This window comes from Methylocella sp. CPCC 101449 (assembly GCF_031921685.1).
GTDB lineage: Bacteria > Pseudomonadota > Alphaproteobacteria > Rhizobiales > Beijerinckiaceae > Terripilifer.
On sequence record NZ_JAPDHU010000002.1, the window covers coordinates 1,144,706 to 1,169,358 of the forward strand.

The window sequence follows — 24,653 nt, forward strand, 5'->3', positions numbered from 1 at the left end:
ACAGGCGGCCCAGCCGATGTTCGATAAGATTCTCATTGCCAACCGTGGCGAAATCGCCCTGCGGATTCTGCGCGCGGCGAAGGAACTGGGTATCGCCACCGTCGCGGTTCACTCCACCGCCGATGCCGATGCCATGCACGTCAAGCTGGCCGATGAATCGGTGTGTATCGGCCCGCCGACCGCCCGCGACAGCTATCTCAACATTCCGGCCCTGCTGGCCGCCTGCGAGATCACCGGCGCCGATGCGCTGCATCCAGGCTATGGCTTCCTGTCGGAGAACGCCCGTTTCGCCGACATCTGCGCCGATCACGGCATCACCTTCATCGGCCCCAAGGCGGAACATATCCGCACCATGGGCGATAAGATCGAAGCCAAGAAGACGGCGCGCCGTCTCGGCATTCCCTGCGTGCCGGGCTCCGAAGGCGGTGTCACCGACGACGTCGAGGCGATGAAGGTCGCCAAGGAGATCGGCTTCCCCGTGCTCGTCAAAGCCGCTGCCGGCGGCGGCGGCCGCGGCATGAAGGTGGCGCGCACCGAAGACGATCTCGTCGATGCGCTGGCCACCGCACGCACCGAGGCGAAAGCCGCTTTCGGCGACGATGCGGTTTACCTGGAAAAATATCTCGAGAAGCCGCGCCACATCGAAATCCAGGTGCTCGGCGACGGCCAAGGCAATGCCATTCATCTGGGCGAACGCGATTGCTCCTTGCAGCGCCGTCACCAGAAGGTCTGGGAAGAAGGCCCCTCGCCGGCGCTCAACGTCGAGGAACGCGAAAAGATCGGCGAGATCGTCGCCAAGGCGATGCGCGAGATGGCCTATCTTGGCGTCGGCACTATCGAATTCCTCTACGAGGATGGCGAGTTCTATTTCATCGAAATGAACACGCGCATTCAGGTCGAACATCCGGTGACCGAAATGATCACCGGCATCGACCTCGTCAACGAGCAGATCAAGATCGCCGCCGGCGCGCCGCTGACGATCACGCAGGACGACGTGCGCATCTCCGGCCATGCCATCGAATGCCGCATCAATGCCGAACATCACGCGACGTTCCGCCCCTCGCCCGGCCGCATCAGCTATTTCCACCCGCCGGGTGGCCTGGGCGTGCGCGTCGATTCAGCCGTCTACCAGGGCTATTCGATCCCGCCCTATTATGACTCGCTGGTCGGCAAGCTGATCGTCCACGGCCGCAGCCGCAACGAGGCGCTGCTGCGCCTGCGCCGCGCTCTCGACGAATTCATCGTCGATGGTGTCGAGACGACGCTGCCGCTGTTCCGCACCTTGGTGCGCAACGCCGACATGCAGAACGGTGAATACGACATTCACTGGCTGGAAAAATTTCTGGCGACCGGCGGAATGGATCCATCCCGCTAAAGCAGCGTCGGGTCGCGAGCAGAAGGGTCACACCGCATGTCTCGTCCAGAACTCGACGCCGCCATACCGATCTTGCGCATCTATGACATCGCGAAAGCCAAGGAATTCTATATCGACTTCCTTGGCTTCAAGATCGATTGGGAACATCGTTTCGACGACAATGCGCCGCTCTACATGCAGGTGTCGCGCTCCGGCGTAAAACTGCACCTGAGCGAACATTACGGCGACGGCACGCCTGGCAGCGCCGTCTATATACGCGGTCATGACGTTCCAGCCTTCGCGGCGGAATTGCACGCCAAGAACGCCCGCTTCGCCCGGCCTAGCCCGACCGCCAAGGACATGAACCTCACCGATCCGTTCGGCAACGTGCTGCGCTTCGACGACGCGACGAACCGGCATTGAACACGCGCGATCAGGAATTCGCTGCATCCTCTCGACGCCAGTGCGTCGGAGACCGTCCAACCATTCTTTGAAATGCGCGCGCGAATTGGCTTCCGTTCAGATAGCCAACGCGCTTGGCGATGCTGTCGATACTGAGCGATGCGTCGCGCAGAAGCCACATGGCGCGTCTGATGCGTTGATGCGTGACATAGGCATAGGGCGCCTCACCGGTGCTCGTCTTGAAGCGCCGGCTGAATTCGGCCGTACTCAGCCCCGTGATGGAGGCCAAAGCCGGCAGGGAGATGTCATCCGACAAATGTTCGGCGATGAAATCACAAACATGATTCAATTGCCGCGACGACAGTGCACCCTCGTTGTTCTTGCGTGGCATCGAGGTGAGCCGCAACACCAGCAGTGTCAAAGCGTGTTCGATGAAGAGCGTCGACAACGCATGTGTTTCGGCTTCGGCTGCCATGGCGACCAGAAGCTGCTCAAGCAAAGGGTCTTGATAGAAACGCGAGTAGTCGATCGAACCGGCGCTGCCTTGCCGATGCAGATCGGCCATGATGGCAGCGAGCTTGTTGCTTGATATGCCCAGGCTCAGGAGGCTCATCGACGGCCAGGAACCGACGACGCGCGCATCGGGACCGGCCAGCGCGACAATGCCCGGCCGCATTTGTCCATCGAGCCGGTTGCGATCCGTGCTTCTGTAGAGATGGCCGCCGCCATCACGGCAGAGATGAATCCATGTATCGGAACGCTTCGCGAACTCGCCTTCTTTTGCCGGATAGGCCGTCACGCAGAGCAACTATTTGACAGTAGAATAGTCGATGCGCGCAGGATGTGACTGGCATGCGCAGGATATGCACGGCGCCACGTTTGACCAAATTGTCGATGGCCCGCTAGCCGTGATCAATACCTTAGCGGGAGAATTTAATGACGTTCCGAATGCAGAGCATCCTTATGCTGACAACGGCTTATGCCACGCTCGCCTTCGGCATCGACCGGGTTTCCGCACAATCGACCAATGGCGCCAGCAGTTTGCCCGCCGTCACCGTCGATGCACCGGTGCAAAGGCGGATTGCGCCGCGCGCCCCACGGCACACACAACAAGCCAACGTTTCACGGCCGCGAGCCGAACGGCGCGCAAACGCCGGTGAACGCGCCCGCCCTCGCCCTGTCGTTCAGGCCGCGACACCGGTCCCCGCCGAACTTTCGCGGAACGCGACCACCTTCGAGCAAGGCAACGGTCCCATCAACGGCTATGTCGCCGGCCGCAGCCTCGCCGGCACCAAGACCAACACGCCCTTGCTGGAAACGCCGCAAGCCATCTCCGTCGTGGGGCGCGATCAGATGCGCGACCAGAACGCTCAAACCGTGATCGAGGCTCTGCGCTATACAGCCGGTGTCTCAGTCAATTCCAATCCGAACGATACGCGCTTCGAGACGATCCGCATTCGCGGCTTCGAATCGGTCATTTATCTCGACGGCATGCTGCTGCCCTTTGGTGCCGGCCAGTTCGGGCGACCAAAGGTCGATCCGGCCATTCTGGAACGGGTTGAAGTGTTACGTGGACCATCGTCTTCGCTCTATGGCCAGATCGCGCCCGGCGGCTTGATCAACCTCGTCAGCCTGCTGCCGCCGTCCACCCCGATCCGCTCCGTCGAGGTTCAAGCCAATACCTTTGGCCGCGGCCAGGCAGCCTTCGACATCGGTGGCCCCGTCGGTCCCACCGGCGAATTTCTCTATCGTGTCACTGGATGATCCATGCTGGCGGCACGCAAATCGACCACGTCGACGATTTCCGGGGCGTGATCGCGCCGTCGATGACATCTTCGTCTAAGCGTTGGCCGCTCAAGCGCATCTTCGGCACGCCGGCGATCGTCGGCGGCGTGGTCACTTTCGGATTGCTGTCGGCGCTGCTCGGCGACGGATTTTGGGATATGCTGTCCTGGCTCGCGCTGGCGCTGCCGATCCTGCTTATCGCCTATTATGCGCTGATCAAGTCATGACGACGCGCTCCGCCCCTATTGGAATATCTCATTGAACTTCTTCTTCACGATCGGCCCCTGCTTGCGCAGGAAGGCATAGTCGACGCCGATCACCTTTATGTCCTTGATGGCGGGACTGCCAGCCGGGGGCGGCATGTCGATGCGCGCCGAATAGGCGCCCTCCTCGGGGAAGAGTTTTTGAACTTCGTCGCTGATCATGAATTCGGCCAGGAGCTTGCCGGCATTGGGATTGGGTGAGCCCTTGACCACGGAGGTTGGCGACGGGATCACATAAGTGCCATCGGTCGGATAGATCGTCTCGATCGGATGGCCGTCCCTGCGGTCTTCGGCGGCGTAGGAATCAAGCGCGCCGGCGGCGATGACGCGTTCGCCGCGCTTGATCATGTCCGAGACCTGCTGGTTGCTCTGCACGATCATAATGTCGTTCTGGCGCAGCTTCTCATAATATCCCCACCCTTTCTCCTTCGCGTTCATGCCGACCACCGTCAGCTGCAGCGACGTGAAGGAAGGATCGGTCATCACCTGCAACCCCTTATATTTGGGATCGAGCAAGGCATCCCAGGTGCGTGGCGCCATCGCCGCCGGCATCTTGTCGCTGCGCACATAGATCGTGATGATATTGAGCCGCTGAGCAATGAAATTGCCGTTGGCATCCTTCGCGCTGTCGGGGATCTTATCGAAATTGACGGGTTTGAACGGGACGAACATGCCCTGATCGCCCAGTTCGGCGGCAGCTGCCGGATCCGATGTCGTGAGGAGATCGGCGTTGATGCGCTTGGCCTGCGCCTCCTGCAGGAAACGGCGCAGGATCGCCGAGCCGCCCGAGCGGAAGATCTCCACCTTTACGCCATATTTTGCCTCGAACATTTTCGCGATCTTCTGGCCGGTCTCGACCGGCGTCGACGTGTACCAGACGACTTTGCCTTCCTTTTTGGCGGCAGCCAGGTCGGCCCTGTCCTGCGCCAGCGTGACGCTGACCGCGCCCAGCGATATCACGGTGCCCATCGCGATCGTGTAAGCCAGTCTGCGCATGCGATCCTCCCTGGTTCGTTGATATCAATTCCTTGGCAGTGGCCGGCCTTGCGAGTTCATTCACCGCGATAGAGCGGCTCCGGCTGTTCGAAGAAACTCCTCAAGATGTGATAAACCAGCTTGTAGTTTTTCTGCTGAAACGAGGCATGCGAGATACCAGGCATGACGATGAATTGCTTGTCGGCATTCGGCAGCCGCGCATAGAAAGCCATCAAATCCTCGAAGCTGGCGATGCCATCATATTCGCCCCGCATGATGATCGTCGGCACGGTAATCTTGGCCGGGTCGGTCAGCGGCAGGCGCGAGCACATGTCGACATAGGTGCCCGTCGGCATGGAATCGTCGAGCGCCAGGATCGCGTCGGCGAAGGCCTCGATCGTCGCGTGGTCGGCTGTTCCGGGATGGTCTCGCTCAAAGATCGAATGCACGAAGGCGCGGTCGATCGGTCGGCGTTTCATCGCCTGGAATTGCGGTAGCTTCTTCTTGCGCTCTTCCAGCGTCGGACTCCCCTCGCCGGTCCACACAAAAGCGTCGAGCGCCAGCCGGCGTACCCGCTCGGGATGACGCTCGGCGAAGCTCGCGGCGCGCAGCGCGCCCGAAGAAATCCCATAGATCAGGAAAGGACGGTTGCCGCGCAGTTTCATAATGTATTGGGAGGCTGCCGCCAGATCGTCGGCGCCATCAGCGATGTTGCTGGTGATATCGCGGGTCTTGGTTGAACGACCATAGCCTTCCATATCGACACACCAGGTATCGTAGCCCTGCTTGGCGAACCATTCCATCACCGAGGAATCCGGTCGGCCAGGAACATTGAGATCGAAGGTCGGTTGCGAGGCCATCGACGAACCATGCACGAACAAGATCGTGCCTTTGTCGTCGCTGGGATGGTTCAGATACTTTTCGAATAGAAAGAGATCGACATCGCCCTTCTTGGTCCAGTGCTCCTCGCTCTTGATGGCGCCTTGCACGGTTGCATGCTGATTCATCTCAGTCTCCGTCTCTGATGGTTTCATGCGGCCGAAGCGACGGCATCCGGCTCACGCGCGAACAGGCTGCACTGGCTTGGGTCGATGGTGATGCCTACATTTTGGCCGATAGAGAATTGCTGCAAGGGATGGGTCTGAACGCGCAGCGCCCGTCCGCCCGCGATGACGACAACATATTCGCAGAGATTGCCGAGGAAGGTTCGCTCGCTGACGACGCCGGCAAAGGTTTCGGGCGTGGCGCTCAATCGGATATTCTCCGGGCGGATCGCGATCTCGATCTCCATACCCAGCGCCATCTCGGGCGGCCGTGGCGCCACCAGGACCAATCCACCGTCGGCCTCGATTTGGGCCATATCGCCGCTGATCGAGCGGATGCGGCCTGGAACCAAATTCACGAGCCCCATGAAGTCGGCGACGACGCGGTTCGCCGGCGTGGTATAGACATCGAAGGGCGAGCCGAATTGCTGTAACCGCCCGGCATGCATCACGGCAATCTGGTCGGAGAGCGCCAACGCTTCGGCCTGATCATGGGTGACATAGATGAAGGTGATGCCCGTGCGCCGCTGCAATTGCTTGAGTTCGCCGCGCATCTTCTCCCGCAATTTGGCGTCGAGGTTCGAGAGAGGTTCATCCAACAATAGAATGTCGGGCTCGACCACGAGCGAGCGCGCCAGCGCGACGCGCTGCTGTTGACCACCGGAAAGCTCATTGGGGAAACGCTCCGCGAGCCCCTTCAGATTAACCAGGTCGAGCGCCCCCTCAACCTTGTCACGGACCTGTGTCGAGGAGAGCTTCCGAAGTTTCAGGCCGAAGGCGATGTTCTCGTAGACCGTCTTGTGCGGCCAGACCGCATAGTTCTGAAAGACCATGCCCATGCCGCGCCGTTCAGGCGGGACCACGCCTGATGGCGCCGAGACCAACCTGTCGCCGACATGGATGGAACCGGTATCGGGCGTGACATAGCCCGCGATCAGCCGCAGCGTCGTCGTCTTGCCGCAGCCCGAGGGACCGAGCAGCGTGATAAACTGGTTGTCCTGGATCGCCAGGTCGAGATCCTGCACAGCCGTCAGCCGCAGATGACGCCCACCATAGCTTTTGGAGAGCGATGAGATCGTGATACCGGCCATCAGGCGGTTCCTCCCTGCGTAGTGAGGTTTTTATCGGACTCTCTGCCGATGCCATCGCCCGCGATCTTGCGCGCCAGTGCGATGGCCACGACGATGATCGCCATATTGATCATGGCAAGCGCTGCGACAGGCTCGGTATAGCCGGTTTCGTAGAGGTTGTAGATCGCCACCGCCAAAGTCATCGAACTCGACGAGAACAGCAGGATCGAGGCGCTGAGTTCCTGGATGACCGGCACGAAGACGAGCAGCCAACCCGCAAAGAGACCAGGCCGCATCAGCGGCAAGGTGATCTCCTTAAGCGTATGGCCCCAGCTTGCGCCGAGGATGCGAGCGCTTTCCTCGAGCGTCGGGTCAATCTGGCGCAGCGATGTGTTGGCGGCGCGCACGCCCAGTGGAATATAGCGGCCGACATAGGCAAGCAGCAGGATCGCCAGCGTGCCGTAAAGCGCTATAGGCATCGACAGCCAAAACTGGATCAGTGCCACCGCCATGACGATCCCCGGCAAGCCGAGCGGTACCAAGGCGGCATAATCGAGGAATTTGCGGCCAGGGAGATGCGTGCGGATATCGATCCAGCCGATGATCGCGCCAAGAAAAACAGCGACGGTCGCGGCCACAGTCGCCAACCCGAGCGAATTGCGGATGGCGCGTTGCGTCACATCATAGTCGAACAGCACGAAGCGGTAATGTTCGAACGTCAGTCCCTTCCAGAAAGCCAGCCCCCAGGACTTCGAGAGCGAAACCGCGATCAAGGTCATGTAGGGCAGCACGATGGCGATGAAAAAGACCAGGAGGCAAAAACCAAAAAGCGGCCACTTGGCCCAGCCAAGATCCATCAGTTGCGGCCTCGCGCCTTTGCCGCCCAAGGTCACGAAGGAGCGCTTGGCCAGATAGGCACGTTGCAGATAGAGCGCCGCGATCGTGATGAAGACGAAGAGCAACGATAAAGCCGAAGCCAGCCCATACTGCGGCGGATAATCGAACAGCGAATAGATGCGCGTCGGCAGGGTCACGATGCGGCCAGGCAAGCCAATGATCGCCTGCGAGCCGAACAAGGCAATGGCGTTGACGAAGGCGAGGAGAACGCCCGACAGGATGGCCGGCATCACCAGCGGCGTCGTGATCAGCAGCGCGGTACGCCATTTGCTGGCCCCCAAGATTTGAGCCGCCTCCTCATAGGACGCATCGACCGACTGCAATGCGCTCGATGCAAGCAGATAAACATAAGGAAACGTGTGCAGCACCGTGACGAGGACGAGGCCCGACATCGAGAAAATGTTGAAGCCGAGCCAAGGCAGACCGAGGACGTCGCGAGAGAACGCGTTGATCAGGCCAGCGTTGGGGCCGAACAGATTGACGAAGGCGATCGCGGTCAGAAAAGGCGGCGAGAGATAGGATAGATTGGCAGTCAGGGTGATGAGCGGCTTGCCCGGTATGTTCGTACGCGCGACCGCCCAGGCCAGTGGCAGTCCGAGCAGCAGGCTGAACAATCCCGTCCAAGCGCCCAAAATCAGCGAGTTGAGCAGCGCCTGAACATAAAGCCGGCCAGAGAAAGCCTCGGTGAAATATTCGAGGGTGAAGCCGTTCTCCCCCCAGATACTCCCGATCAGCAAAAAGCAGAGCGGTAAGACCACAAGCACGAACAGGGCGACGATCGCGCCGCCCATGACGAGATATTCCAGGCTGAAGAGACGCGTGAAGCGCGATGGTGGCCGTTGCTTCGTCAGGCCGAGGGGAACTTGGCGACCGAGGTTGATACTCCCAACCGTCGCCCCCGTCACGATAGCGCCCTAGAGCAAATTGCGTTTCGATAGAAACGCAATTTTGCCTTGGGATCTTTGTTTTGACGCGTCTTTGTGGCGTTTGACGATTCCGTCAAACTGCAAAACGCTATAACACCAAAAACGCGCGAGCGACGCGGCGCTTCAATCATCGGACCTCCCCAAGCGGGTTCTATTCGTTATAAGACAGGAGACTGACGATTGGTTTCCAAGCTGTCAACCAATTACCGCGACACGCATCGCAAGATCGTCGCCGCGTCCACCATGCAAGATGTTGCACCCAGCGACTTCGCGCTCGTCTTTCTTTTCAAGATGAAGCGGCTCGCTCTGCCGTTGTCCGCTCATCCTGGAGCTAAACAACGACATGAAAACCGCCACATCGCTCGACAACGCGCGGCGCTTCGGCGACGCAACAATCGGCGCTGATCAGCCTGCAACCTTGATCATGCTATAGGCGTCGGTGACATAAGGCGTTGTCACGACATCGTGACCTTTCAACTCCGGTGTCGCTTCGATCAAGGCTCTGACATCGGCCACCACTTTGGCTTCTTCATCTTTCGGCAGCGCGGCGATGAAGCTCGTCGAGCGCACGCGGTTGACGATGACGTCTTCTGGCGCACCGGTATGACCGTAACGGAAATGCTCCGTCTGCATCGGCCCAAAACCGGCGAAGGGAAACGCTTTCCGCCAATCGCCATTGGCATAACGCGGCGTGTTGCCTTCGTAGCGATCGACGATCGCGTTGAGCTGTTTAACCCAGCCGATGGATGTGTCGCGCATGTTCCAAATCAAGCCGAGGCGGCCACCCGGCTTCAAGACGCGGCAGATCTCCGCCAAGGCGCCGGCATGCGCGAACCAATGAAACGCCTGCGCGCAGACCACAGCGTCCACAGACGCGTCGGGAAGCGGAATGGCGTCGGCAGTACCAAGGTGGCTGATAACATCGGGCCACGCCTGCGACAGCTTCTCCAGCATCTGCGGCACGGGTTCCACCGCGATCACCGAAGCACCGGTCCGCACCAGATAGCCGGTGAACTTGCCGGAGCCGGCGCCGAGGTCAACCACCATTCGCCCCGGCTGCAAGCTAAGGCTGTCGCGCAACCAGTCCGACACTTCGCCTGGATATTCCGGCCGCCCCTTCGTGTAGAAATCGGCCCCGACCGCATAGCCGCCTGCCGCTGTCTGATGGATTGAAGATGAGACGTTTGTCATGGAACTGCGCTGCTCCTCGCTGCGGCCGCTCTCTCGAAAAATCGTGCTTCGATAGGGCCGATTTGACTTAAGGCCTGCATTTTACCGCGTCTTGACGGGGCGAGATGAGCAAACATTGCAATGCAGCCCGGCAAAGGTCATGCCTGGGCAGCCGCAAAACCGGCGGGGAACGGCCGGCGACCACTTGACGATGACGAACAGCGAACCCACCCTTTGCCCGTGTGTGAGGCATCATGAGCGAAGCCGGACAGGTTTTTGAGATCACGCCGCAGCTTCTGCTGCGCGCCTATTCGGTCGGCATGTTCCCCATGGCCGAAAGCGCCGATGATCCGTCGATCTTCTGGGTCGATCCGGAGCAGCGCGGCATCTTCCCGCTCGACGGCCTCGCCATCTCACGCTCGCTCGCCAAAGTGGTGCGCTCGGATCGTTTCGACATCCAGATCGATCGCGATTTCGATGCCGTGATCGACGGCTGTTCCGGCGCCGGCATGGGCCTCTCCCGTCCAAGCACCTGGATCAACGCGCGCATCCGGAAGCTCTATCGCGATCTCTTCGATCAGGGCCACGTCCATACGGTCGAAGCCTATAACGCCGCCGGCGATCTCGTCGGCGGACTGTATGGCGTCAGCATCGGCGGGGCGTTCTTCGGCGAGAGCATGTTTCACCACGAGACCGACGCGTCGAAAGTGGCGCTGGTGCATCTGGTGGCGCGGCTCAACAAAGGCGGCTTCGAACTGCTCGACACGCAATTCGTCACGCCGCATCTGATCACGCTCGGCGCCATCGAAATTCCGCGCGCCGAATACCACGCCCGTCTCGACGAAGCGATCGGCCGTCCAGCCCAGTTCTATGGCTGGCCGAAGGGACAAGCAGTGTCAGGCTGCGAAGCCCTGGCCGTGCTCGGACGTTAGAGCAAATCACGTTTCGGTAGAAACGTGATTTTGCTTAGATACTCTTATTTGGACGCGTCTTCATGGCGCTCGACGAAGTCGAGCTGTGAAACGCTATTGAACGCTCAGCGCCGGTTGTCGAAAGGAATGTCGCCCGGCGGCACGAGGCCCGGCGGACCGCTGCGCGAGGGACGCGGCGGCGCCAGAACCTGCGGTTCCGACAAAGTCTCCTGCCCCGGCGGCAAGCTCGGGCGCACTTCACGCGTCGGCGGTGCGGTCTCGCGACGGCGCGGCCGCGGCTGGGTGCCGGGCTTGGGCGGCGGCGGTGCGATCGTCGCGCCTGGATCGTCGAGCCTGGCCGGCGTCGGATCGGGAATGACTTCCTTGCCGCCCTTACAGTCGGTCAGCCAGGCGTCGTAGACAGGATGTTCGATGCCGTGCAGACCAGGGCTCGCGGCGAACATCCAGCCGGCGAACAGTTTCTTGGTCTCCGTCGGCGTGATCATTTCTTCCGCCTCGACGAAGCCGTCGGTCAGCGGCGCTTCCGTCGCCGGGCGCGTGTAGCAGGCGCGCGGCGTGATCTGCAGGGTGCCGAACTGCACCGTCTCGTCGATCGCCACGTCGAAGGAAATGATCCGGCCGGTGATCTTATCGAGACCAGCGAAAACAGCGGTCGGATGCTTGATCCGGTCAGCCGCTGCGGGTGAAGCGGCCAAAGCCGTCAAAGCGCCGGCCAGAAGGACCGCCGCTGCATTTTCGATCTTGATGGGCCTACGTCTCATATCGCTTCCGCCGACGCTGCCTGGGGCGCCTTGTGATTCAAGCCACGATTCGCCGCAAATTGCAGCAACGGTATGGCGTTCGGCGCCAAGTATTAAGTACCAAGTCTCAGGTGCCTGGCGTCCAGGCCTTGTAATCGCCGGTGGCGGGCGGACGCACGCCCGTGCTCAAGGTCGAGCCCGGCGGACGATAGGCTTCCGGCGTGCCGGTCATATTGGGCTTATGGGGCAGCTGCCAGTCGCGCGGCTTATAGGTCTCGCGGGTCGGCGGCTCCTTCACCGTGTGATGCAGCCAGCCATACCAGCCCGGCGGTACGTTCGAGGCCTCGCTGATATGCGGATAAATGACCCAGCGCCGCTCGAAACCGAGCGCCGGATCGAGCCGGCCGCCCTTAGTCCGGAAATAGCGGTTGCCGAATTCGTCCTCGCCGACGAGTTCGCCGGTCCGCCACGTATTGAACTTGGTGTTGAGCGTCTGCCCATGCCACCAGGTAAAAAATTGCAGAAGCCACTTCATCGGCTGAATCCAAGAGAATTTGGTGCTGATTTGGCGCGGACTATGGCGATGCCCAAGCGCGATGTCCAGCGACGATATCCCGCCGCGCCGGCCCGAAAGCGGCAATCCGCTGCCAGCCTCCCGCCCCTCACAGGAATATTATCGCCAATAGGATCGCCTCGCTGCCCAAATCGGCTCCAAATTTGTCACAAATGACGCGGCACAAAGGGACCCGAGGGATTTTACCCGGCCAAGAGGCGCAGATGAAAGCCAGCGACATCAAGAAAAACGCCTATTCCATGCCTCTGACGAGCCCGGCCTTCCCCAAAGGGCCCTACCGGTTCTTCAATCGCGAATTCCTCATAATCGCCTACCGAACCGATCCGGACCGACTGCGGGCCGTCATCCCCGAGCCGCTCGAAATGGCCGACCCGATCGTCAAGTTCGAGTTCATCCGCATGCCCGATTCGACCGGCTTCGGCAGTTACACCGAATCCGGCCAGGTCATTCCGGTGCGCTTCAACGGCAAGCCGGGAAACTACACCCACGCCATGTACCTCAACGACGGGCCGCCGATCTTCGGCGGTCGCGAACTCTGGGGCTTCCCCAAGAAATACGCCCAGCCCACCCTCGCCGTGCACCGCGACACCCTGGTCGGCACCCTCGACTACGGCCCGGTGCGGATTGCCACCGGCACGATGGGCTACAAGCACACCACCGCCGACACCGACGATGTCCGCAAATCGCTGCTCGTGCCCAATTATCTCCTCAAGATCATCCCCCATGTCGATGCCACGCCGCGCATCTGCGAGCTGGTGACGTTCGATCTCGTCGATGTCGCGGTGAAAGGCGCCTGGCATGGGCCGGCGGCGCTCGAACTCTTCGCCCATGCCCTCGCGCCGGTGTCGGAACTGCCGGTGCTGGAAGTGCTGTCGGCCACCCACCTTGTCGCCGATCTCACCCTGGGCCTGGGCAAGGTCGTCCATGATTATCTGGCGTGAGGCATGATGTTGATTGAAGACGACCAGACGAACCTTAGGCCAAGGCGTCATTGCTTCTGAGCCTCCGTCAGAATCGACGGATCAATTAACCTGGCGAGTTGCGCCCGATCGCGGGGCGGACGCTTGTCCTGCGCTGCTAGCCATTTCTCCTCCTCGGCCAGCACATCCGCAAAATCGGTCGGCAAGTTGCAGGCCCAACGGTGATGGGGCCACGCGGCTTCGATCAGTTTGAAATCATAGCCGGTGTTTTTGGCAATCAGCTCCTGCGCACGTGCCGGCCTGTAGGTGGCATCGTGACAGGAGGTCAACAACGCACGGACATAGGAGACAATCTGCTTGCGCTTGACGGGATCAGCGAGCGTGGCAGCGGTCGCGTTAAGATTGTACAATTCGCGATAGGCTCCGAATTCAAATAGTTCGATCGCGTTGTCGCCAAGCGCCTGACGCGCGCGTTCGGGCTCAGGTTCCCACAGAGCCAGCGCATCGATTCCACCGTCTATCAACATATCCCCGCCCTTTTTTAGCTGTGCGGGAGCGAAGCTCACGATAGTCACGTCAGTTGCGGTGAGGTCGGCGCGGGCAAGCATCTTGTGCAGGTAGTAAGCCGCCGAAGTTGAAGCCGAGGTAGCAATCCGCTTTCCTTTGAGATCCGCCAAATTCCGGATATCCGACCACCTGCGCGCCATCATGCGGTAATTCCCTTCGGTGACCGTCAGGATGATGCGAAGGTCCGTATGTTGCACCGACTGTAGCAAGGCCTGCGTTTCAGCATTGCCGGCGACATCCGCCACTGTCCCTTTTGGGCCTGTTGCTGTGGCAGCGGTCTCGACCGCATCTGGCCAGAGACTGGCAATGCCTCCGTGTGAAACGGTCACCAATCCGGGCATCGCCTCGGCTGCGGTCAGTAAGGGCGCCATTTCCATGACCCTGAAGGAGCCGACAACCTTGAGCGGTTCATCTGCCCGGGCCGGCGCCGCGATCAATGCCGCGACCATTCCCAACCCACTGACCTTGGACCAGAATGTGCGATTTTTGCTCACGCGCCCTGCCTCCCCGCTCGATTATCCGCTGTCTTTTGACAGCTGCCTGGACTGTCCCAGCGCGGAACTTGCGAAAGCCTAATCCACTTGCGAGGACGGCAAGTTCAGCAGTGGCCACGTCATTGTAACGGCATCAGCTACCGCTTTGCCGGCGGGCCCGGACACTGCAAAATTCGAGTATTCCGCCCAATGGAATATCCGAGGACAAATGGATTGGCGCGGAATGGCAAGACTCGCCGACTGATCTCGCTACTGCAGGAAGCTAAGCAAACTGGCGCGAACTGTGCCGGCCGCAGCGGCGCATGCCTTGGTGGGGCGCACGCATCGGGCGGACTGTTTCGCCGCTGCCTTTAGGCGCGTTGAGAAAGACTGGCCCTTGTTCATCATCTTCGGAAGCTATTTTGTCCTGGTCTGGCTCATATTTTCCAAGCTCAAGCTGCTTCGGCTGACGTGGTTGAGCGGAAGCGTGGCCGCAGTGATCGGCATCTTCATCGTTGCCGTTTTCGCAGCGCTCTTGAATTCGCTTACGCCGACAGGTCCCATCGTTGTCGGATCGCGCGTGGTCGAGGTGACACCGAACGTCAGCGGCGAAGTCATCGCGGTCCCGGTCAAACCCAACATGTCCGTCAAGGCCGGCACTGTCCTTTTCCAGATTGACCCGGCTCCTTTTCAATACAAGGTCCGGCAGCTCGAGGCGGCGCTCGTCGCCGCGCAGCATCAGACCGACGTCCTTCAGGCCAACCTCGATCAGGCGAGTGCGAATGTTGCGGGGCTTGAGAAACAGGTCGCCTTCCAGCAACAGCGGCTGGCGGACATCGCGAAGCTGACGAAGAGCGGATCGGCAACAGCGTTCCGCGAGCAGGAAACGCTCCAACAGCTCGACGTCGCCACGGCGCAGTTGCAGGCCGCGAAGGCCCAGCAACAGAGCGCGCGCGCAGCGCTCGATTCCTCCATCAATGGCACCAACACGACCGTCCTTCAGACGCGCGCCCAGCTTGATGAGGTCAAATGGGAGCTTGAGCAGACGACAGTCAGGGCGCCATCGGATGGCTATGTGAGCACCATGGCTCTCGCGGTCGGGGCTCGGGCCCTGCAGGCCCGCGCGGCGATGTCCTTCATCGTCGCGTCCGATATCACGATCGTCGGCACGTTCTTACAGAATGGGTTCCGCACCATTCAGCCGGGCGCAACCGTGCGACTGTTCTTCGATGCCGAGCCCGGCCGCACCTATGAGGCGACGATTCTGGCCATTCCAAAGGGGGTCGGCCAGGGCGAAATCGCGGTTTCAGGGACGCTGGCGCGGGTCGGATCGATCGGCGGTACGGGCGCCTACCCCGCTGTCATCTCGATCCCGCCGGATGCCCATCCAGACGTGCTTCGTCTTGGAACGTCGGGCACGGCGACCGTATTCTCCGATACGGCCGGCGTCATTGGGCTGATCTCGCGCATCCTGCTCTGGGCTAAGTCCTATGCGGCTTACCTGTAAGTTTTGCCTGTAAGTTTTCGACTGGCCACCACCGGAAATAGCGACATCCACGGTCGGGCGATCGACCGTGGCTCCACATATGTCCTGATCAGCTAAATATTTTGCCCAAAACCGCAAAAACCGCGACGGGCATGGAACAACTGCCACACAGCCCTGGGCAGAAAGGAGACCCGTAACGACGGAGACGGTCATGAAAGCCAGCGACGTGAGAAAAAATGCCTATTCCATGCCCCTGACAAATCCGGCTTTCCCGAAAGGCCCCTATCGCTTTGTGAATCGCGAATACCTGATCATCACCTACCGGACCGACCCGGAAAAGCTGCGCGCCGTCATCCCCGAACCGCTGGAAATGGCCGAACCGGTGGTCAAATTCGAATTCATTCGCATGCCCGATTCCACCGGCTTCGGCGATTACACCGAGGCCGGCCAAGTGATTCCGGTCCGGTTCGAGGGCAAGGCCGGCAACTATACCCATGCCATGTACCTCAATGACGGCCCGCCGATCTTCGGCGGCCGCGAGATCTGGGGCTTCCCTAAGAAATACGCCCACCCGACGCTCGCCGTGCATCGCGACACCCTGGTCGGCACCCTCGACTATGGCCCGGTGCGGGTCGCCACCGGCACGATGGGTTTCAAACATGTGGAAGCCGATCGCGGCGCCATCGAGGATTCTCTCGCTCTGCCGAACTACTTGTTGAAGATCATCCCGCATGTGGATGGCAGCACCCGCATCTGCGAACTGGTCAGCTTCGACCTGCAGGACGTGGTGCTGAAAGGCGCCTGGAACGGCCCGGCCGCCCTCGATCTGCACGCCCACGCCTTGGCGCCGGTGGCCGATCTGCCGGTGCTCGAAGTCCTCTCGGCCACCCACATCCTCGCCGACCTCACCTTGGGCATGGGCCAGGTCGTTCATGACTATCTGGATGGCCTCCTGGTGTGGCCCGAGGGGCTGCGCCCGGCGCGCAATACAGAGGACATGGGCGCGCCGATCGATCCGTAAAATTTTTTCTTTCTCCGGACGGACGGTCTCCACAGCCCGCCTGGACCGCGCAGCGACCTTGGCCGTACGATTCTCGGCCAAGGTTTTGAATTTCCGGCAGCTCTCCGAAACCAGTCCCAAACTACCCAGGGGCCGGCTCATGACACGCCCTGTCATCAACCTGTGGTTGATGGGGACGATCAACAGGATGGTGAATCGATCGTAACCAGTATGACCGACTGATTCTCCCACAGGACCGGTATTGGCCCATTGCAGAATTTCGCGACTCGTCAGAGACTTGGGCTGCGGCCGGGACGAATCCCCGCTCTTCACAGGCGCCCCACTACATTTTGGGTTAAGCCGTCAACCCCACCACTAATCCTTGACGTTGCCACGACAGAGGCGCATTTTTCTGTTCAATGGATCGCACGACACGGACGCCTTGAAGCGCCGGAGAGCCTGATCCGTTGCGTGCAGACGGAACCGCACAGCGGACCGCCAGTTTCGGGGACCAAGTCAGACAGAACACAGGGGCCACGCGTGGCCTCAGCGGGCGTGTTTTGCCCGCGCATACCGGGGGACTAAAATGCGGATCGAACGTCGTTACACCAAAGCCCATCAGTCGCCATACGCGGAGATCGAATTCCGCAAGGCCAAGAGTGAAATCCGCAACCCGGATGGCTCGGTCGTCTTCTCGCTCGACGGTATCGACGTACCTGCCGATTGGAGCCAGGTGGCGTGCGACGTCATCGCGCAAAAATATTTCCGCAAGGCCGGGGTCCCCGCCCGCCTGAAGAAGGTTGAAGAGAACGACGTCCCCTCGTTCCTGTGGCGCTCGGTCGCCGACGAAGAAGCCCTCGCCGATCTGCCCAAGGACGCCCGCTATGGCGGTGAAATGACCTCGACCCAGGTCTTCGACCGTCTCGCCGGCACCTGGGCCTATTGGGGCTGGAAGGGCAAATATTTCGACAGTGAAGACGACGCGCAGGCGTTCTACGACGAAATGCGCTTCATGCTGGCGAGCCAGATGGCCGCGCCGAATTCGCCGCAATGGTTCAACACCGGCCTGCACTGGGCCTATGGCATCGACGGCCCGGGCCAGGGCCATCACTATGTCGACCCGTTCACCGGCAAGCTCACCAAGTCGAAGAGCGCCTACGAACATCCCCAGCCCCACGCCTGCTTCATTCAGTCCGTCGCCGACGATCTCGTCAACGAAGGCGGCATCATGGACCTGTGGGTGCGCGAAGCGCGCCTGTTCAAATATGGCTCGGGCACCGGCTCGAACTTCTCGCGCCTGCGCGGCGAAAACGAAAAGCTCTCGGGCGGCGGCAAGTCCTCCGGCCTGATGAGCTTCCTCAAGATCGGCGATCGCGCCGCCGGCGCCATCAAGTCGGGCGGCACGACGCGCCGCGCCGCCAAGATGGTCGTGGTCGATGCCGACCATCCTGATATCGAGGCCTATATCGATTGGAAGGTGAAGGAAGAGGAGAAGGTCGCTTCCCTCGTCACCGGCTCGAAGATCGTCAAGAAGCACATGACCGCGGTCATGAAGGCCTGCGTCAATTGCGAAGGCCCGGGCGACGATTGCTTCAACCCCGAAAAGAACCCGGCGTTGAAGAAGGCCGTAAAGCTCGCCCGCCGCGACGCCGTGCCCGACAGCTATATCAAGCGCGTCATCCAGTTCGCGCGTCAGGGCTATACCGACATCGCCTTCGACACCTATGACACCGATTGGGATTCGGAAGCCTATCTGACGGTTGCCGGCCAGAACTCGAACAATTCGGTCCGTGTCACCGACGAATTCCTGCGCGCGGTCGAGAAGGACGGTGACTGGAACCTGACGCGCCGCACCGACGGCAAGCTGCACAAGACCCTCAAGGCGAAAGACCTGTGGGAGAAGATCGGCTATGCCGCCTGGGCCTCCGCCGATCCGGGCATTCAATATCACACCACCATCAATGACTGGCACACCTGCCCGGCCTCGGGTCCGATCATCGCGTCGAACCCCTGCTCCGAATATATGTTCCTCGACGACACGGCCTGTAACCTCGCCTCGCTGAACCTGCTGCAGTTCCGCAATCCGGAGACCGGCGCGTTCGACGTCGGCGGCTACGAACACACCGTGCGGCTGTGGACCATCGTGCTGGAAATCGCCGTCATGATGGCGCAGTTCCCGTCCAAGGAAATCGCCCGCCTCTCCTACGACTACCGCACGCTTGGTCTGGGCTACGCCAATGTCGGCGGTCTCCTGATGTCGTCGGGCCTCGGCTATGACAGCGACGAAGGCCGCGCCATCGTCGGTGCGCTCTCGGCCATCATGACCGGCGTCTGCTACGAAACCTCGGCCGAAATGGCCAAGGAACTCGGCACCTTCCCCGGCCACAAGCCGAACGCCGACCACATGCTGCGCGTCATCCGCAACCATCGCCGCGCCGCCCATGGCGAAGCGGCTGGCTACGAAAATGTCGCCGTCGCGCCGGTGCCGCTGGACCATGCCTCGCTGATCAAGCTCGGCTCCAACTGGAGCGCGCTCTCGCACAGCGCCAAGTCGGCCTGGGACCGCGCGCTCGCCAAGGGCGAACAGCACGGCTATCGCAACGCCCAGACCACCGTCGTCGCCCCCACCGGCACGATCGGCCTGGTCATGGATTGCGACACCACCGGCATCGAGCCTGACTTCGCGCTCGTGAAATTCAAGAAGCTCGCCGGCGGCGGCTATTTCAAGATCATCAACCGCGCCGTGCCGGAAGCCCTGCGCGTGCTCGGCTACTCGCCCTCGCAGATCGCCGAGATCGAAGCCTATGCGGTGGGCCACGCCTCGCTCGCCCAGGCGCCCGCCATCAACAATGCGACGTTGAAGGCACGCGGCTTCACCGACGAAAAGCTCGACGTGCTGGCGAAGTCGCTGAAAGGCGCTTTCGACATCAAGTTCGTCTTCAACAAGTGGACCTTGGGTGCCGACTTCCTCGTAGGCGCGCTGAAAGTGCCGGCGGAAAAGCTCGACGATCCGTCGTTCGAACTGCTGGCGTTCCTCGGCTTCTCGCGCGCCGAGATCGAGGCCTGCAACACTCATGTGTGCGGCGCCATGACTTTGGAAGGCGCGCCCTTCCTGAAGACCGAGCACTACAACGTGTTCGACTGCGCCAATCCGTGCGGCCGCACCGGCAAGCGTTACCTGTCGGTGGAAAGCCACATCCGCATGATGGCGGCGGCGCAGCCCTTCATCACGGGCGCCATCTCCAAGACGATCAACATGCCGAATGACGCGACCGTGGAGGATTGCAAGGAATCCTACATGCTGTCGTGGCGCCTCGGCCTCAAGGCCAATGCGCTCTATCGCGATGGCTCGAAACTGTCGCAGCCGCTCAACTCGCAGCTCATCGCCGACGACAGCGACGACGAAGAGGATGCGGTCGAGCAGCTCGTGCAGCTGCCGAACGCGGCGCGCGCCGCGCAGGTCGCCGAGAAGATCGTCGAGCGCATCGTCGAGCGGGTCGAGCGCACCCGCGAACGCGAACGCCTGCCCGATCGCCGCAAGGGCTACACCCAGAAGGCCGTTGTCGGCGGCCACAAGGTCTATCTGCGTACCGGCGAATATGCCGACGGCCGCATCGGCGAAATCTTCATCGACATGCACAAGGAAGGCGCCGCCTTCCGCTCGCTGATGAACAACTTCGCCATCGCCATCTCGGTCGGCCTGCAATATGGCGTGCCGCTGGAGGAATATGTCGACGCCTTCACCTTCACCCGCTTCGAACCGGCGGGCTTCGTGCAGGGCAATGACGCGATCAAGAACGCCACGTCGATCCTCGACTACGTGTTCCGCGAACTCGCCATTTCCTACCTGAACCGCAACGACCTCGCCCATGTCGAACCCTCCGACATCGGCTCGACCGTCATCGGTGGCGGCGAAGACCAGGGCCGCAATCAGGCGGCGCCGCTCGTCTCCTCGGGCTTCGTGCGCGGCAAGCAGGACCGCCTGATGCTGGTGAAGACCGGCACCGGCAAGGACGACTACGCCGACCAGCCCGCCGCCCGCGCCCACAACGCGGAAGCAACGACGGCACTGCGCGACACGGCTGAAGTGATCGAAACGCTGAACTGGCAAGCGCCATCAGCAGCGAACTCCACCACGGCCGCCGCTCCCTCGGTCGCCGACCGCCGCGCCGAAGCACGCATGAAAGGCTACGTCGGAGAAGCCTGCCCCGAGTGCCAGAACTTTACGCTGGTACGGAACGGCACGTGTCTGAAGTGCGACACGTGCGGCAGCACGACGGGATGTTCGTGAGCTTTAGGCTCAGTCATTAAGAACAAAAGGGCGCGTGCAGACGCGCCCTTTTTTATTGGCCGCAGTCTCCATGCCACTCCCGACGCGCCGCAGGCCGCGAACGGAAGTCCAGAGGCAAATGGTAAAACGCCAAAAGTCGTACTCGATCCATTCGCTCCCGTATTGCACGTCTTAGCTCAAACTAGACAACGTCCGAGATGCGCAATTGTTTTCTTTCCATCGAGATTGCTAATGTAAACGGAAAGCATTGATCCGCGAGATCAAAATGGGATTCAGGTTCCGCCAGTCCGTTCGTCTTTTTCCCGGTGTTAGGGTGAATTTCAGCCTCAGCGGCATGTCGGTAAGCGCGGGCATTCCCGGCATGAGATTGAACGTCGGCACTCGACGCTCAACTCTGACAATGGGAATCCCTGGCACGGGACTGTCTTATGTCCACAGTCTTTCCAGTGGAACGAGGCATCAAGACGAAGCCACGACCGAGCCACGCTTAGAACATCAGCCAGAGGCTCCGCCCTCTACTCCTAGCCCTGCGAAAGAATCTCTTCAGGGGGAAATCCGTAGCGCTGAAATCGCCACACTCACAAGCCCAGATTTGGCAGGCCTCAAGCAACTCATCAATGAAGCTGCAAGTCAAAAAAGAATGTTGGAACCGGACTGGAACAACGCATTAAAGGAACGTCTCAAGACTTGGAAAAAGTTACGCCGACGAGAACAATTCCCATTGAGTGTCTTTGCTGGTTGGACCGTACCAAAAGCACAAACAGCGTTCGCGGTCGCAGACGAAGAAGCCCTGAAAGTCGCAAGCGCTCTCGCAGCCTCTGAAATCAAGATAAGCGTCGAATTTGACGAGCAAACCTGGGCTGCATGGGAGCGGGTCGTTACCGCTCATCGCGCGATGTCGTTATCAACGCGCACATGGGATGTCACTTCGTCCGTGGCCACAGATCAAATTAAGGAGCGGACGATCGCGTCAAATGCGATCTCTCGCACTCTTGTCGCGTTACGGCCCACGCGCGATGCCATCGTATCCACGAACCATGGCGGCTTGTGCTTTGAAAATGCGAATGGCGGTGACCTAAATCTCTTTCCCGGCTTTCTCTTGATCAGGGAGAAATCTGCGTCAGATTACGCTCTTGTCGATATGCGAGAGATCAACGTCCAAGCCATGACGATAAAATTTATAGAAAACGAGGATCTCCCTTTAGATGCCAAAATCGTTGGCAGCACATGGGCAAAAGCAAATAAGGACGGCTCGCCCGATCGTCGCTTCAAGGAAAACCATCAAATTCCGATCGTGTCTTATGGGAAAATCTACTTCACATCCTCGAGCGGCATCTTCGAGGGTTATCTGCTAAGCCGCAGCGACGCAGCCTTAGAGTTCGGCTTTGCGATGCAAGCGTTTCAGATGGCAATGCGAGGTCAAGCATCAAATCCGAAAGACGTATTTGCTGCCGACGATGAATCCAACCAGATTGATCCAGCACAGAGACTTCCACAGCTTCCAGAGGTCAGGGGAGCCTATGAAACAATCGTCATTCCGGTTGCTATGGCGGCAGGCTTTTCATTCTTTCAACCTCTTGCCCAACAGGCTGAGATGAGCTCGCCTACGAATAATGCCGCTCATCAAACGGCCGCAACAAACAGCACGAAATTCATTCCGGCACAGAAAATCGATGTGGCTAGCTCACAGCCGACATCCGAACCGCAACAGATCGTTCGCAGTTTAGCCGCCCAGACAGCATTAGAGCGCATGGTTACCGTCTCTGGAGCAAACCTGCGAAGCGGTCCCGATCGAAACGCTCCGTCTTTACGAGTTATCAAAGCCGGTACGATCTTGGTCATTCTCGACCGAAACGGATCATGGGCGAGGGTTGGAGATGGCCAGTCTGAACCTTGGGGCTGGGTTCACATGAGTTTGCTAAAGAAGCAGATGTAAGACAAAAGCGGCTTCATCAGGCCGTCTTTTTCATGTCAAGCCGGTTTTCACGAACTCCATCACCAGAACCGCCACCACGGTTTAGTAGCGGACTGACGTTTCTCGCCGCCGAGTTCTTCCGTGATGTCGCGCCAGACAAAAGTTGTCGGTCGAGATTTCCCTTCAGCAAAGTCGCGCAAGATCAGCTTAACGCTTTCATTCGAAAGCCGCTCGTTCGCCCTGATCGAAAAATGTGTGCCGTTCCCAGGAATGGTGATGTTTGTATCGGAACCCGGCCCTGGCCTGCCAGCGACCCAATGCTGAAAGCCCGTGTTCGAATGCTGCCGCCATTCGACCGTGCAAGTGCCCTTGCCGCCACCAACCTGGGCATAGTCTCCCGTCTGGTTCTGCAGAACGAGAAACCCGGGGCCACCGGATGGATTGAGCCAATCAACCGCCGCCTCGATCAAGGCCACTGACGGCGATACGAAAGCCCGTTGCCCTTCGAGGGTCAGCGTGAGGCCGGACATCGCCGTTGTATCAAGGGCATCGGCTGGCGGGAACCAGATCTCGCCGTCGTCGACGCTGGCATTGAAGAAACCGACACCATGCCTGACCGCCAAAGCGCGCACGGCAGCATAGGCGCTTTCCGCCTCCGACCAACGAAAGCCAGCGTAGATGACCGACTGACCGATGGAATAATCAGTAACGCGCGGATTGTCCTCGTCATCGGCGATTTCGTAAGCGCCAGGACCATTCATATTCGGGAAATCGCGCCGCATGTCGGCATACCATGCCGCCAATGGCGCCGTGGTCACGACAGGATCGTTATAGGCATGGCCTTCCGACCACTCGGTTTGCACCCGATACCACTCAAGAAACGCGCTTCGTTCGCGCGGCGCGACATGGGGATCGAACACCATCAAGTCATAGCTCACGGGGCGAAACTCCCAACCCGCGCATAGCGCCCCGGCGGCTGTCCCACATGGCGGCTGAAGGCGGTACTAAAGGTGCTTGCCGAGCCATAGCCGATACGCCGCGCCACTTCATCGAGCGCCATGTCCGTGCCCCGCAAAAGATCCTTGGCGACCGCCATGCGCCACGTCAGCAGATATTCCATCGGCCGCAGGCCGACGGTTCGGGTGAAGCGGTCGAAGAAAGCCGAGCGCGACATGCCGGCCTCTTCGGCAAGCTTCTCCACCGTCCAAGCCTGCTCGGGATCGCCATGCATCCGCCTGATCGCGATGGCGATCCGCGCATCGGCAAGGCCGCGCAGCAGCCCGGGCGGGGCCTTCTTGCCTTGGGTGGCGCGCAGGGCTTCGACCAGCAGCACTTCGACGAGACGGGTCAGCACGAGATTGCGGCCGGCCTGTTGCGCGGCCGCCTCCTCGCCGACGAGGCGCACCAGCACCGAGAGCCGCTGCGCGTCGCGCACATGAACGATCACCGGCAGCAACGACACCAAAAGCGCTGCATCGGGAGAGTCGAAAACGAAATAGCCACCGAGCAGACGCACGTCGGGCGGCCCGTCAGGCCGGCCATGGCGCACTTCCTCCGTCGGTGCCGGCGCGACCTTGGGGTCGATGGATCGCGGCGACACAGTGTCGAAGCTCGACATGGTGAAGGCAGGTGTCGCCGGCAGCAGCACGAAGTCGCCCGCCTCCAGGCTGATCGGCTCCTCGCCATCGACGGCCAGGCGGCAGCGCCCCTCGATCACCGCGCAAAAGCCCGGCTGATCGAACGCCGAATAGCGCACGCCCCAGCGCCCGGCGCCGCTGATCCCTTTTGAGAAGACCGCGCGGGGCCGCAGCAGTTCGATGACTTGAGACAGCGGATCGGTCATTTCAGGACTATTGCCAATTAAATTTGG

22 protein-coding genes are annotated in these 24,653 nt (G+C 60.5%); 11 read left to right on the top strand and 11 right to left on the bottom strand.

Features of this window, described 5'->3' with window-relative positions; translation table 11 throughout:
• Positions 1 to 16 precede the first annotated feature (16 nt).
• Both accC and OIM99_RS16220 read left to right on the top strand, forming a co-directional pair.
• A complete protein-coding gene (gene accC / locus OIM99_RS16215) occupies positions 17 to 1,375 on the top strand; it encodes an acetyl-CoA carboxylase biotin carboxylase subunit (protein WP_311851475.1) in 1,359 nt (452 codons plus the stop codon).
• A gap of 36 nt (positions 1,376 to 1,411) precedes the next feature.
• Positions 1,412 to 1,777, top strand: a complete 366-nt coding sequence (locus OIM99_RS16220; protein ID WP_311851476.1) for a glyoxalase superfamily protein — start codon at positions 1,412 to 1,414, stop codon at positions 1,775 to 1,777.
• A gap of 10 nt (positions 1,778 to 1,787) precedes the next feature.
• Here OIM99_RS16220 and OIM99_RS16225 read toward each other — a convergent pair whose 3' ends face one another.
• Positions 1,788 to 2,321, bottom strand: coding sequence for an AraC family transcriptional regulator (locus OIM99_RS16225; protein WP_311851477.1), 534 nt, complete (start codon positions 2,319 to 2,321; stop codon positions 1,788 to 1,790).
• Positions 2,322 to 2,692: 371 nt separating this feature from the next.
• On the opposite strand from OIM99_RS16225, the gene OIM99_RS16230 reads away from it, so the two are divergent.
• Both OIM99_RS16230 and OIM99_RS16235 read left to right on the top strand, forming a co-directional pair.
• Entirely contained in the window at positions 2,693 to 3,520 is an 828-nt protein-coding gene (locus tag OIM99_RS16230; RefSeq protein WP_311851478.1) for a TonB-dependent receptor plug domain-containing protein, read from the top strand.
• Between the two features lie 62 nt (positions 3,521 to 3,582).
• Complete coding sequence (locus OIM99_RS16235; protein ID WP_311851479.1) at positions 3,583 to 3,768, top strand: hypothetical protein; 186 nt, start codon at positions 3,583 to 3,585, stop codon at positions 3,766 to 3,768.
• Positions 3,769 to 3,783: 15 nt separating this feature from the next.
• Here the strand turns inward: OIM99_RS16235 and OIM99_RS16240 are convergent, their stop codons facing one another.
• Genes OIM99_RS16240 through OIM99_RS16255 form a run of 4 tightly spaced genes read right to left on the bottom strand, consistent with a single transcriptional unit; the run spans position 3,784 to position 8,694 of the window.
• Positions 3,784 to 4,800: an extracellular solute-binding protein gene (locus OIM99_RS16240; protein ID WP_311851480.1), complete on the bottom strand. Its 1,017-nt coding sequence runs from the start codon at positions 4,798 to 4,800 to the stop codon at positions 3,784 to 3,786.
• A 56-nt stretch (positions 4,801 to 4,856) separates the two neighbouring features.
• Positions 4,857 to 5,786 carry an alpha/beta hydrolase gene (locus tag OIM99_RS16245; protein ID WP_311851482.1) on the bottom strand — a complete coding sequence of 310 codons (930 nt, stop codon included), beginning with the start codon at positions 5,784 to 5,786 and terminating at the stop codon, positions 4,857 to 4,859.
• Between the two features lie 23 nt (positions 5,787 to 5,809).
• On the bottom strand, positions 5,810 to 6,913 hold the full coding sequence (locus tag OIM99_RS16250; protein ID WP_311851483.1) for an ABC transporter ATP-binding protein: 1,104 nt from the start codon (positions 6,911 to 6,913) through the stop codon (positions 5,810 to 5,812).
• The gene (locus OIM99_RS16255) at positions 6,913 to 8,694 is read right to left on the bottom strand and encodes an iron ABC transporter permease (RefSeq protein WP_311851484.1); all 1,782 of its coding nucleotides are present in this window, start codon (positions 8,692 to 8,694) and stop codon (positions 6,913 to 6,915) included. The genes OIM99_RS16250 and OIM99_RS16255 overlap by 1 nt, the downstream gene beginning before the upstream one ends.
• Positions 8,695 to 8,895: 201 nt before the next feature.
• On the opposite strand from OIM99_RS16255, the gene OIM99_RS16260 reads away from it, so the two are divergent.
• Entirely contained in the window at positions 8,896 to 9,120 is a 225-nt protein-coding gene (locus OIM99_RS16260) for a hypothetical protein (protein ID WP_311851485.1), read from the top strand.
• Here the strand turns inward: OIM99_RS16260 and OIM99_RS16265 are convergent, their stop codons facing one another.
• Positions 9,121 to 9,906: a methyltransferase domain-containing protein gene (locus OIM99_RS16265; RefSeq protein WP_311851486.1), complete on the bottom strand. Its 786-nt coding sequence runs from the start codon at positions 9,904 to 9,906 to the stop codon at positions 9,121 to 9,123.
• Between the two features lie 233 nt (positions 9,907 to 10,139).
• Here OIM99_RS16265 and aat point away from each other — a divergent pair, with 233 nt between their 5' ends.
• Positions 10,140 to 10,817, top strand: coding sequence for a leucyl/phenylalanyl-tRNA--protein transferase (gene aat, locus OIM99_RS16270; protein ID WP_311851487.1), 678 nt, complete (start codon positions 10,140 to 10,142; stop codon positions 10,815 to 10,817).
• A 104-nt stretch (positions 10,818 to 10,921) separates the two neighbouring features.
• Here the strand turns inward: aat and OIM99_RS16275 are convergent, their stop codons facing one another.
• Positions 10,922 to 11,578, bottom strand: coding sequence for a DUF2155 domain-containing protein (locus OIM99_RS16275; RefSeq protein ID WP_311851488.1), 657 nt, complete (start codon positions 11,576 to 11,578; stop codon positions 10,922 to 10,924).
• A gap of 106 nt (positions 11,579 to 11,684) precedes the next feature.
• On the bottom strand, positions 11,685 to 12,092 hold the full coding sequence (locus OIM99_RS16280) for an NADH:ubiquinone oxidoreductase subunit NDUFA12 (protein WP_311851489.1): 408 nt from the start codon (positions 12,090 to 12,092) through the stop codon (positions 11,685 to 11,687).
• A 242-nt stretch (positions 12,093 to 12,334) separates the two neighbouring features.
• On the opposite strand from OIM99_RS16280, the gene OIM99_RS16285 reads away from it, so the two are divergent.
• On the top strand, positions 12,335 to 13,072 hold the full coding sequence (locus OIM99_RS16285) for an acetoacetate decarboxylase (RefSeq protein ID WP_311851490.1): 738 nt from the start codon (positions 12,335 to 12,337) through the stop codon (positions 13,070 to 13,072).
• Between the two features lie 47 nt (positions 13,073 to 13,119).
• Here OIM99_RS16285 and OIM99_RS16290 read toward each other — a convergent pair whose 3' ends face one another.
• Positions 13,120 to 14,112 carry an ABC transporter substrate-binding protein gene (locus OIM99_RS16290; RefSeq protein WP_311851491.1) on the bottom strand — a complete coding sequence of 331 codons (993 nt, stop codon included), beginning with the start codon at positions 14,110 to 14,112 and terminating at the stop codon, positions 13,120 to 13,122.
• Positions 14,113 to 14,488: 376 nt separating this feature from the next.
• Here OIM99_RS16290 and OIM99_RS16295 point away from each other — a divergent pair, with 376 nt between their 5' ends.
• The 4 genes from OIM99_RS16295 (at position 14,489) to OIM99_RS16310 (ending at position 22,804) form a co-directional block, all read left to right on the top strand.
• Positions 14,489 to 15,598, top strand: a complete 1,110-nt coding sequence (locus tag OIM99_RS16295; RefSeq protein WP_311851492.1) for a biotin/lipoyl-binding protein — start codon at positions 14,489 to 14,491, stop codon at positions 15,596 to 15,598.
• A 190-nt stretch (positions 15,599 to 15,788) separates the two neighbouring features.
• Positions 15,789 to 16,598, top strand: a complete 810-nt coding sequence (locus tag OIM99_RS16300) for an acetoacetate decarboxylase (protein ID WP_311851493.1) — start codon at positions 15,789 to 15,791, stop codon at positions 16,596 to 16,598.
• Positions 16,599 to 17,163: 565 nt separating this feature from the next.
• Positions 17,164 to 20,868: a vitamin B12-dependent ribonucleotide reductase gene (locus tag OIM99_RS16305; RefSeq protein WP_311851494.1), complete on the top strand. Its 3,705-nt coding sequence runs from the start codon at positions 17,164 to 17,166 to the stop codon at positions 20,866 to 20,868.
• A 247-nt stretch (positions 20,869 to 21,115) separates the two neighbouring features.
• A complete protein-coding gene (locus tag OIM99_RS16310) occupies positions 21,116 to 22,804 on the top strand; it encodes a DUF4236 domain-containing protein (RefSeq protein WP_311851495.1) in 1,689 nt (562 codons plus the stop codon).
• A gap of 59 nt (positions 22,805 to 22,863) precedes the next feature.
• Here the strand turns inward: OIM99_RS16310 and OIM99_RS16315 are convergent, their stop codons facing one another.
• A complete protein-coding gene (locus OIM99_RS16315) occupies positions 22,864 to 23,721 on the bottom strand; it encodes a hypothetical protein (RefSeq protein ID WP_311851496.1) in 858 nt (285 codons plus the stop codon).
• Positions 23,718 to 24,626, bottom strand: coding sequence for an AraC family transcriptional regulator (locus tag OIM99_RS16320; protein ID WP_311851497.1), 909 nt, complete (start codon positions 24,624 to 24,626; stop codon positions 23,718 to 23,720). Before OIM99_RS16320 ends, OIM99_RS16315 begins: the two co-directional genes overlap by 4 nt.
• Positions 24,627 to 24,653: the final 27 nt, after the last annotated feature.

What these genes read in the sequence shown, in the direction of transcription:
- OIM99_RS16250 (WP_311851483.1), bottom strand. Translation starts at nt 6,913, where the DNA reads ATGGCCGGTATCACGATCTCATCGCTCTCCAAAAGCTATGGTGGGCGT.
- OIM99_RS16265 (WP_311851486.1), bottom strand. Translation starts at nt 9,906, where the DNA reads ATGACAAACGTCTCATCTTCAATCCATCAGACAGCGGCAGGCGGCTAT.
- accC (WP_311851475.1), top strand. Translation starts at nt 17, where the DNA reads ATGTTCGATAAGATTCTCATTGCCAACCGTGGCGAAATCGCCCTGCGG.
- OIM99_RS16245 (WP_311851482.1), bottom strand. Translation starts at nt 5,786, where the DNA reads ATGAATCAGCATGCAACCGTGCAAGGCGCCATCAAGAGCGAGGAGCAC.
- OIM99_RS16320 (WP_311851497.1), bottom strand. Translation starts at nt 24,626, where the DNA reads ATGACCGATCCGCTGTCTCAAGTCATCGAACTGCTGCGGCCCCGCGCG.
- OIM99_RS16305 (WP_311851494.1), top strand. Translation starts at nt 17,164, where the DNA reads ATGCGGATCGAACGTCGTTACACCAAAGCCCATCAGTCGCCATACGCG.
- OIM99_RS16220 (WP_311851476.1), top strand. Translation starts at nt 1,412, where the DNA reads ATGTCTCGTCCAGAACTCGACGCCGCCATACCGATCTTGCGCATCTAT.
- OIM99_RS16240 (WP_311851480.1), bottom strand. Translation starts at nt 4,800, where the DNA reads ATGCGCAGACTGGCTTACACGATCGCGATGGGCACCGTGATATCGCTG.
- OIM99_RS16280 (WP_311851489.1), bottom strand. Translation starts at nt 12,092, where the DNA reads ATGAAGTGGCTTCTGCAATTTTTTACCTGGTGGCATGGGCAGACGCTC.
- OIM99_RS16285 (WP_311851490.1), top strand. Translation starts at nt 12,335, where the DNA reads ATGAAAGCCAGCGACATCAAGAAAAACGCCTATTCCATGCCTCTGACG.
- aat (WP_311851487.1), top strand. Translation starts at nt 10,140, where the DNA reads ATGAGCGAAGCCGGACAGGTTTTTGAGATCACGCCGCAGCTTCTGCTG.
- OIM99_RS16225 (WP_311851477.1), bottom strand. Translation starts at nt 2,321, where the DNA reads ATGGCCGATCTGCATCGGCAAGGCAGCGCCGGTTCGATCGACTACTCG.
- OIM99_RS16300 (WP_311851493.1), top strand. Translation starts at nt 15,789, where the DNA reads ATGAAAGCCAGCGACGTGAGAAAAAATGCCTATTCCATGCCCCTGACA.
- OIM99_RS16235 (WP_311851479.1), top strand. Translation starts at nt 3,583, where the DNA reads ATGACATCTTCGTCTAAGCGTTGGCCGCTCAAGCGCATCTTCGGCACG.
- OIM99_RS16230 (WP_311851478.1), top strand. Translation starts at nt 2,693, where the DNA reads ATGACGTTCCGAATGCAGAGCATCCTTATGCTGACAACGGCTTATGCC.
- OIM99_RS16275 (WP_311851488.1), bottom strand. Translation starts at nt 11,578, where the DNA reads ATGAGACGTAGGCCCATCAAGATCGAAAATGCAGCGGCGGTCCTTCTG.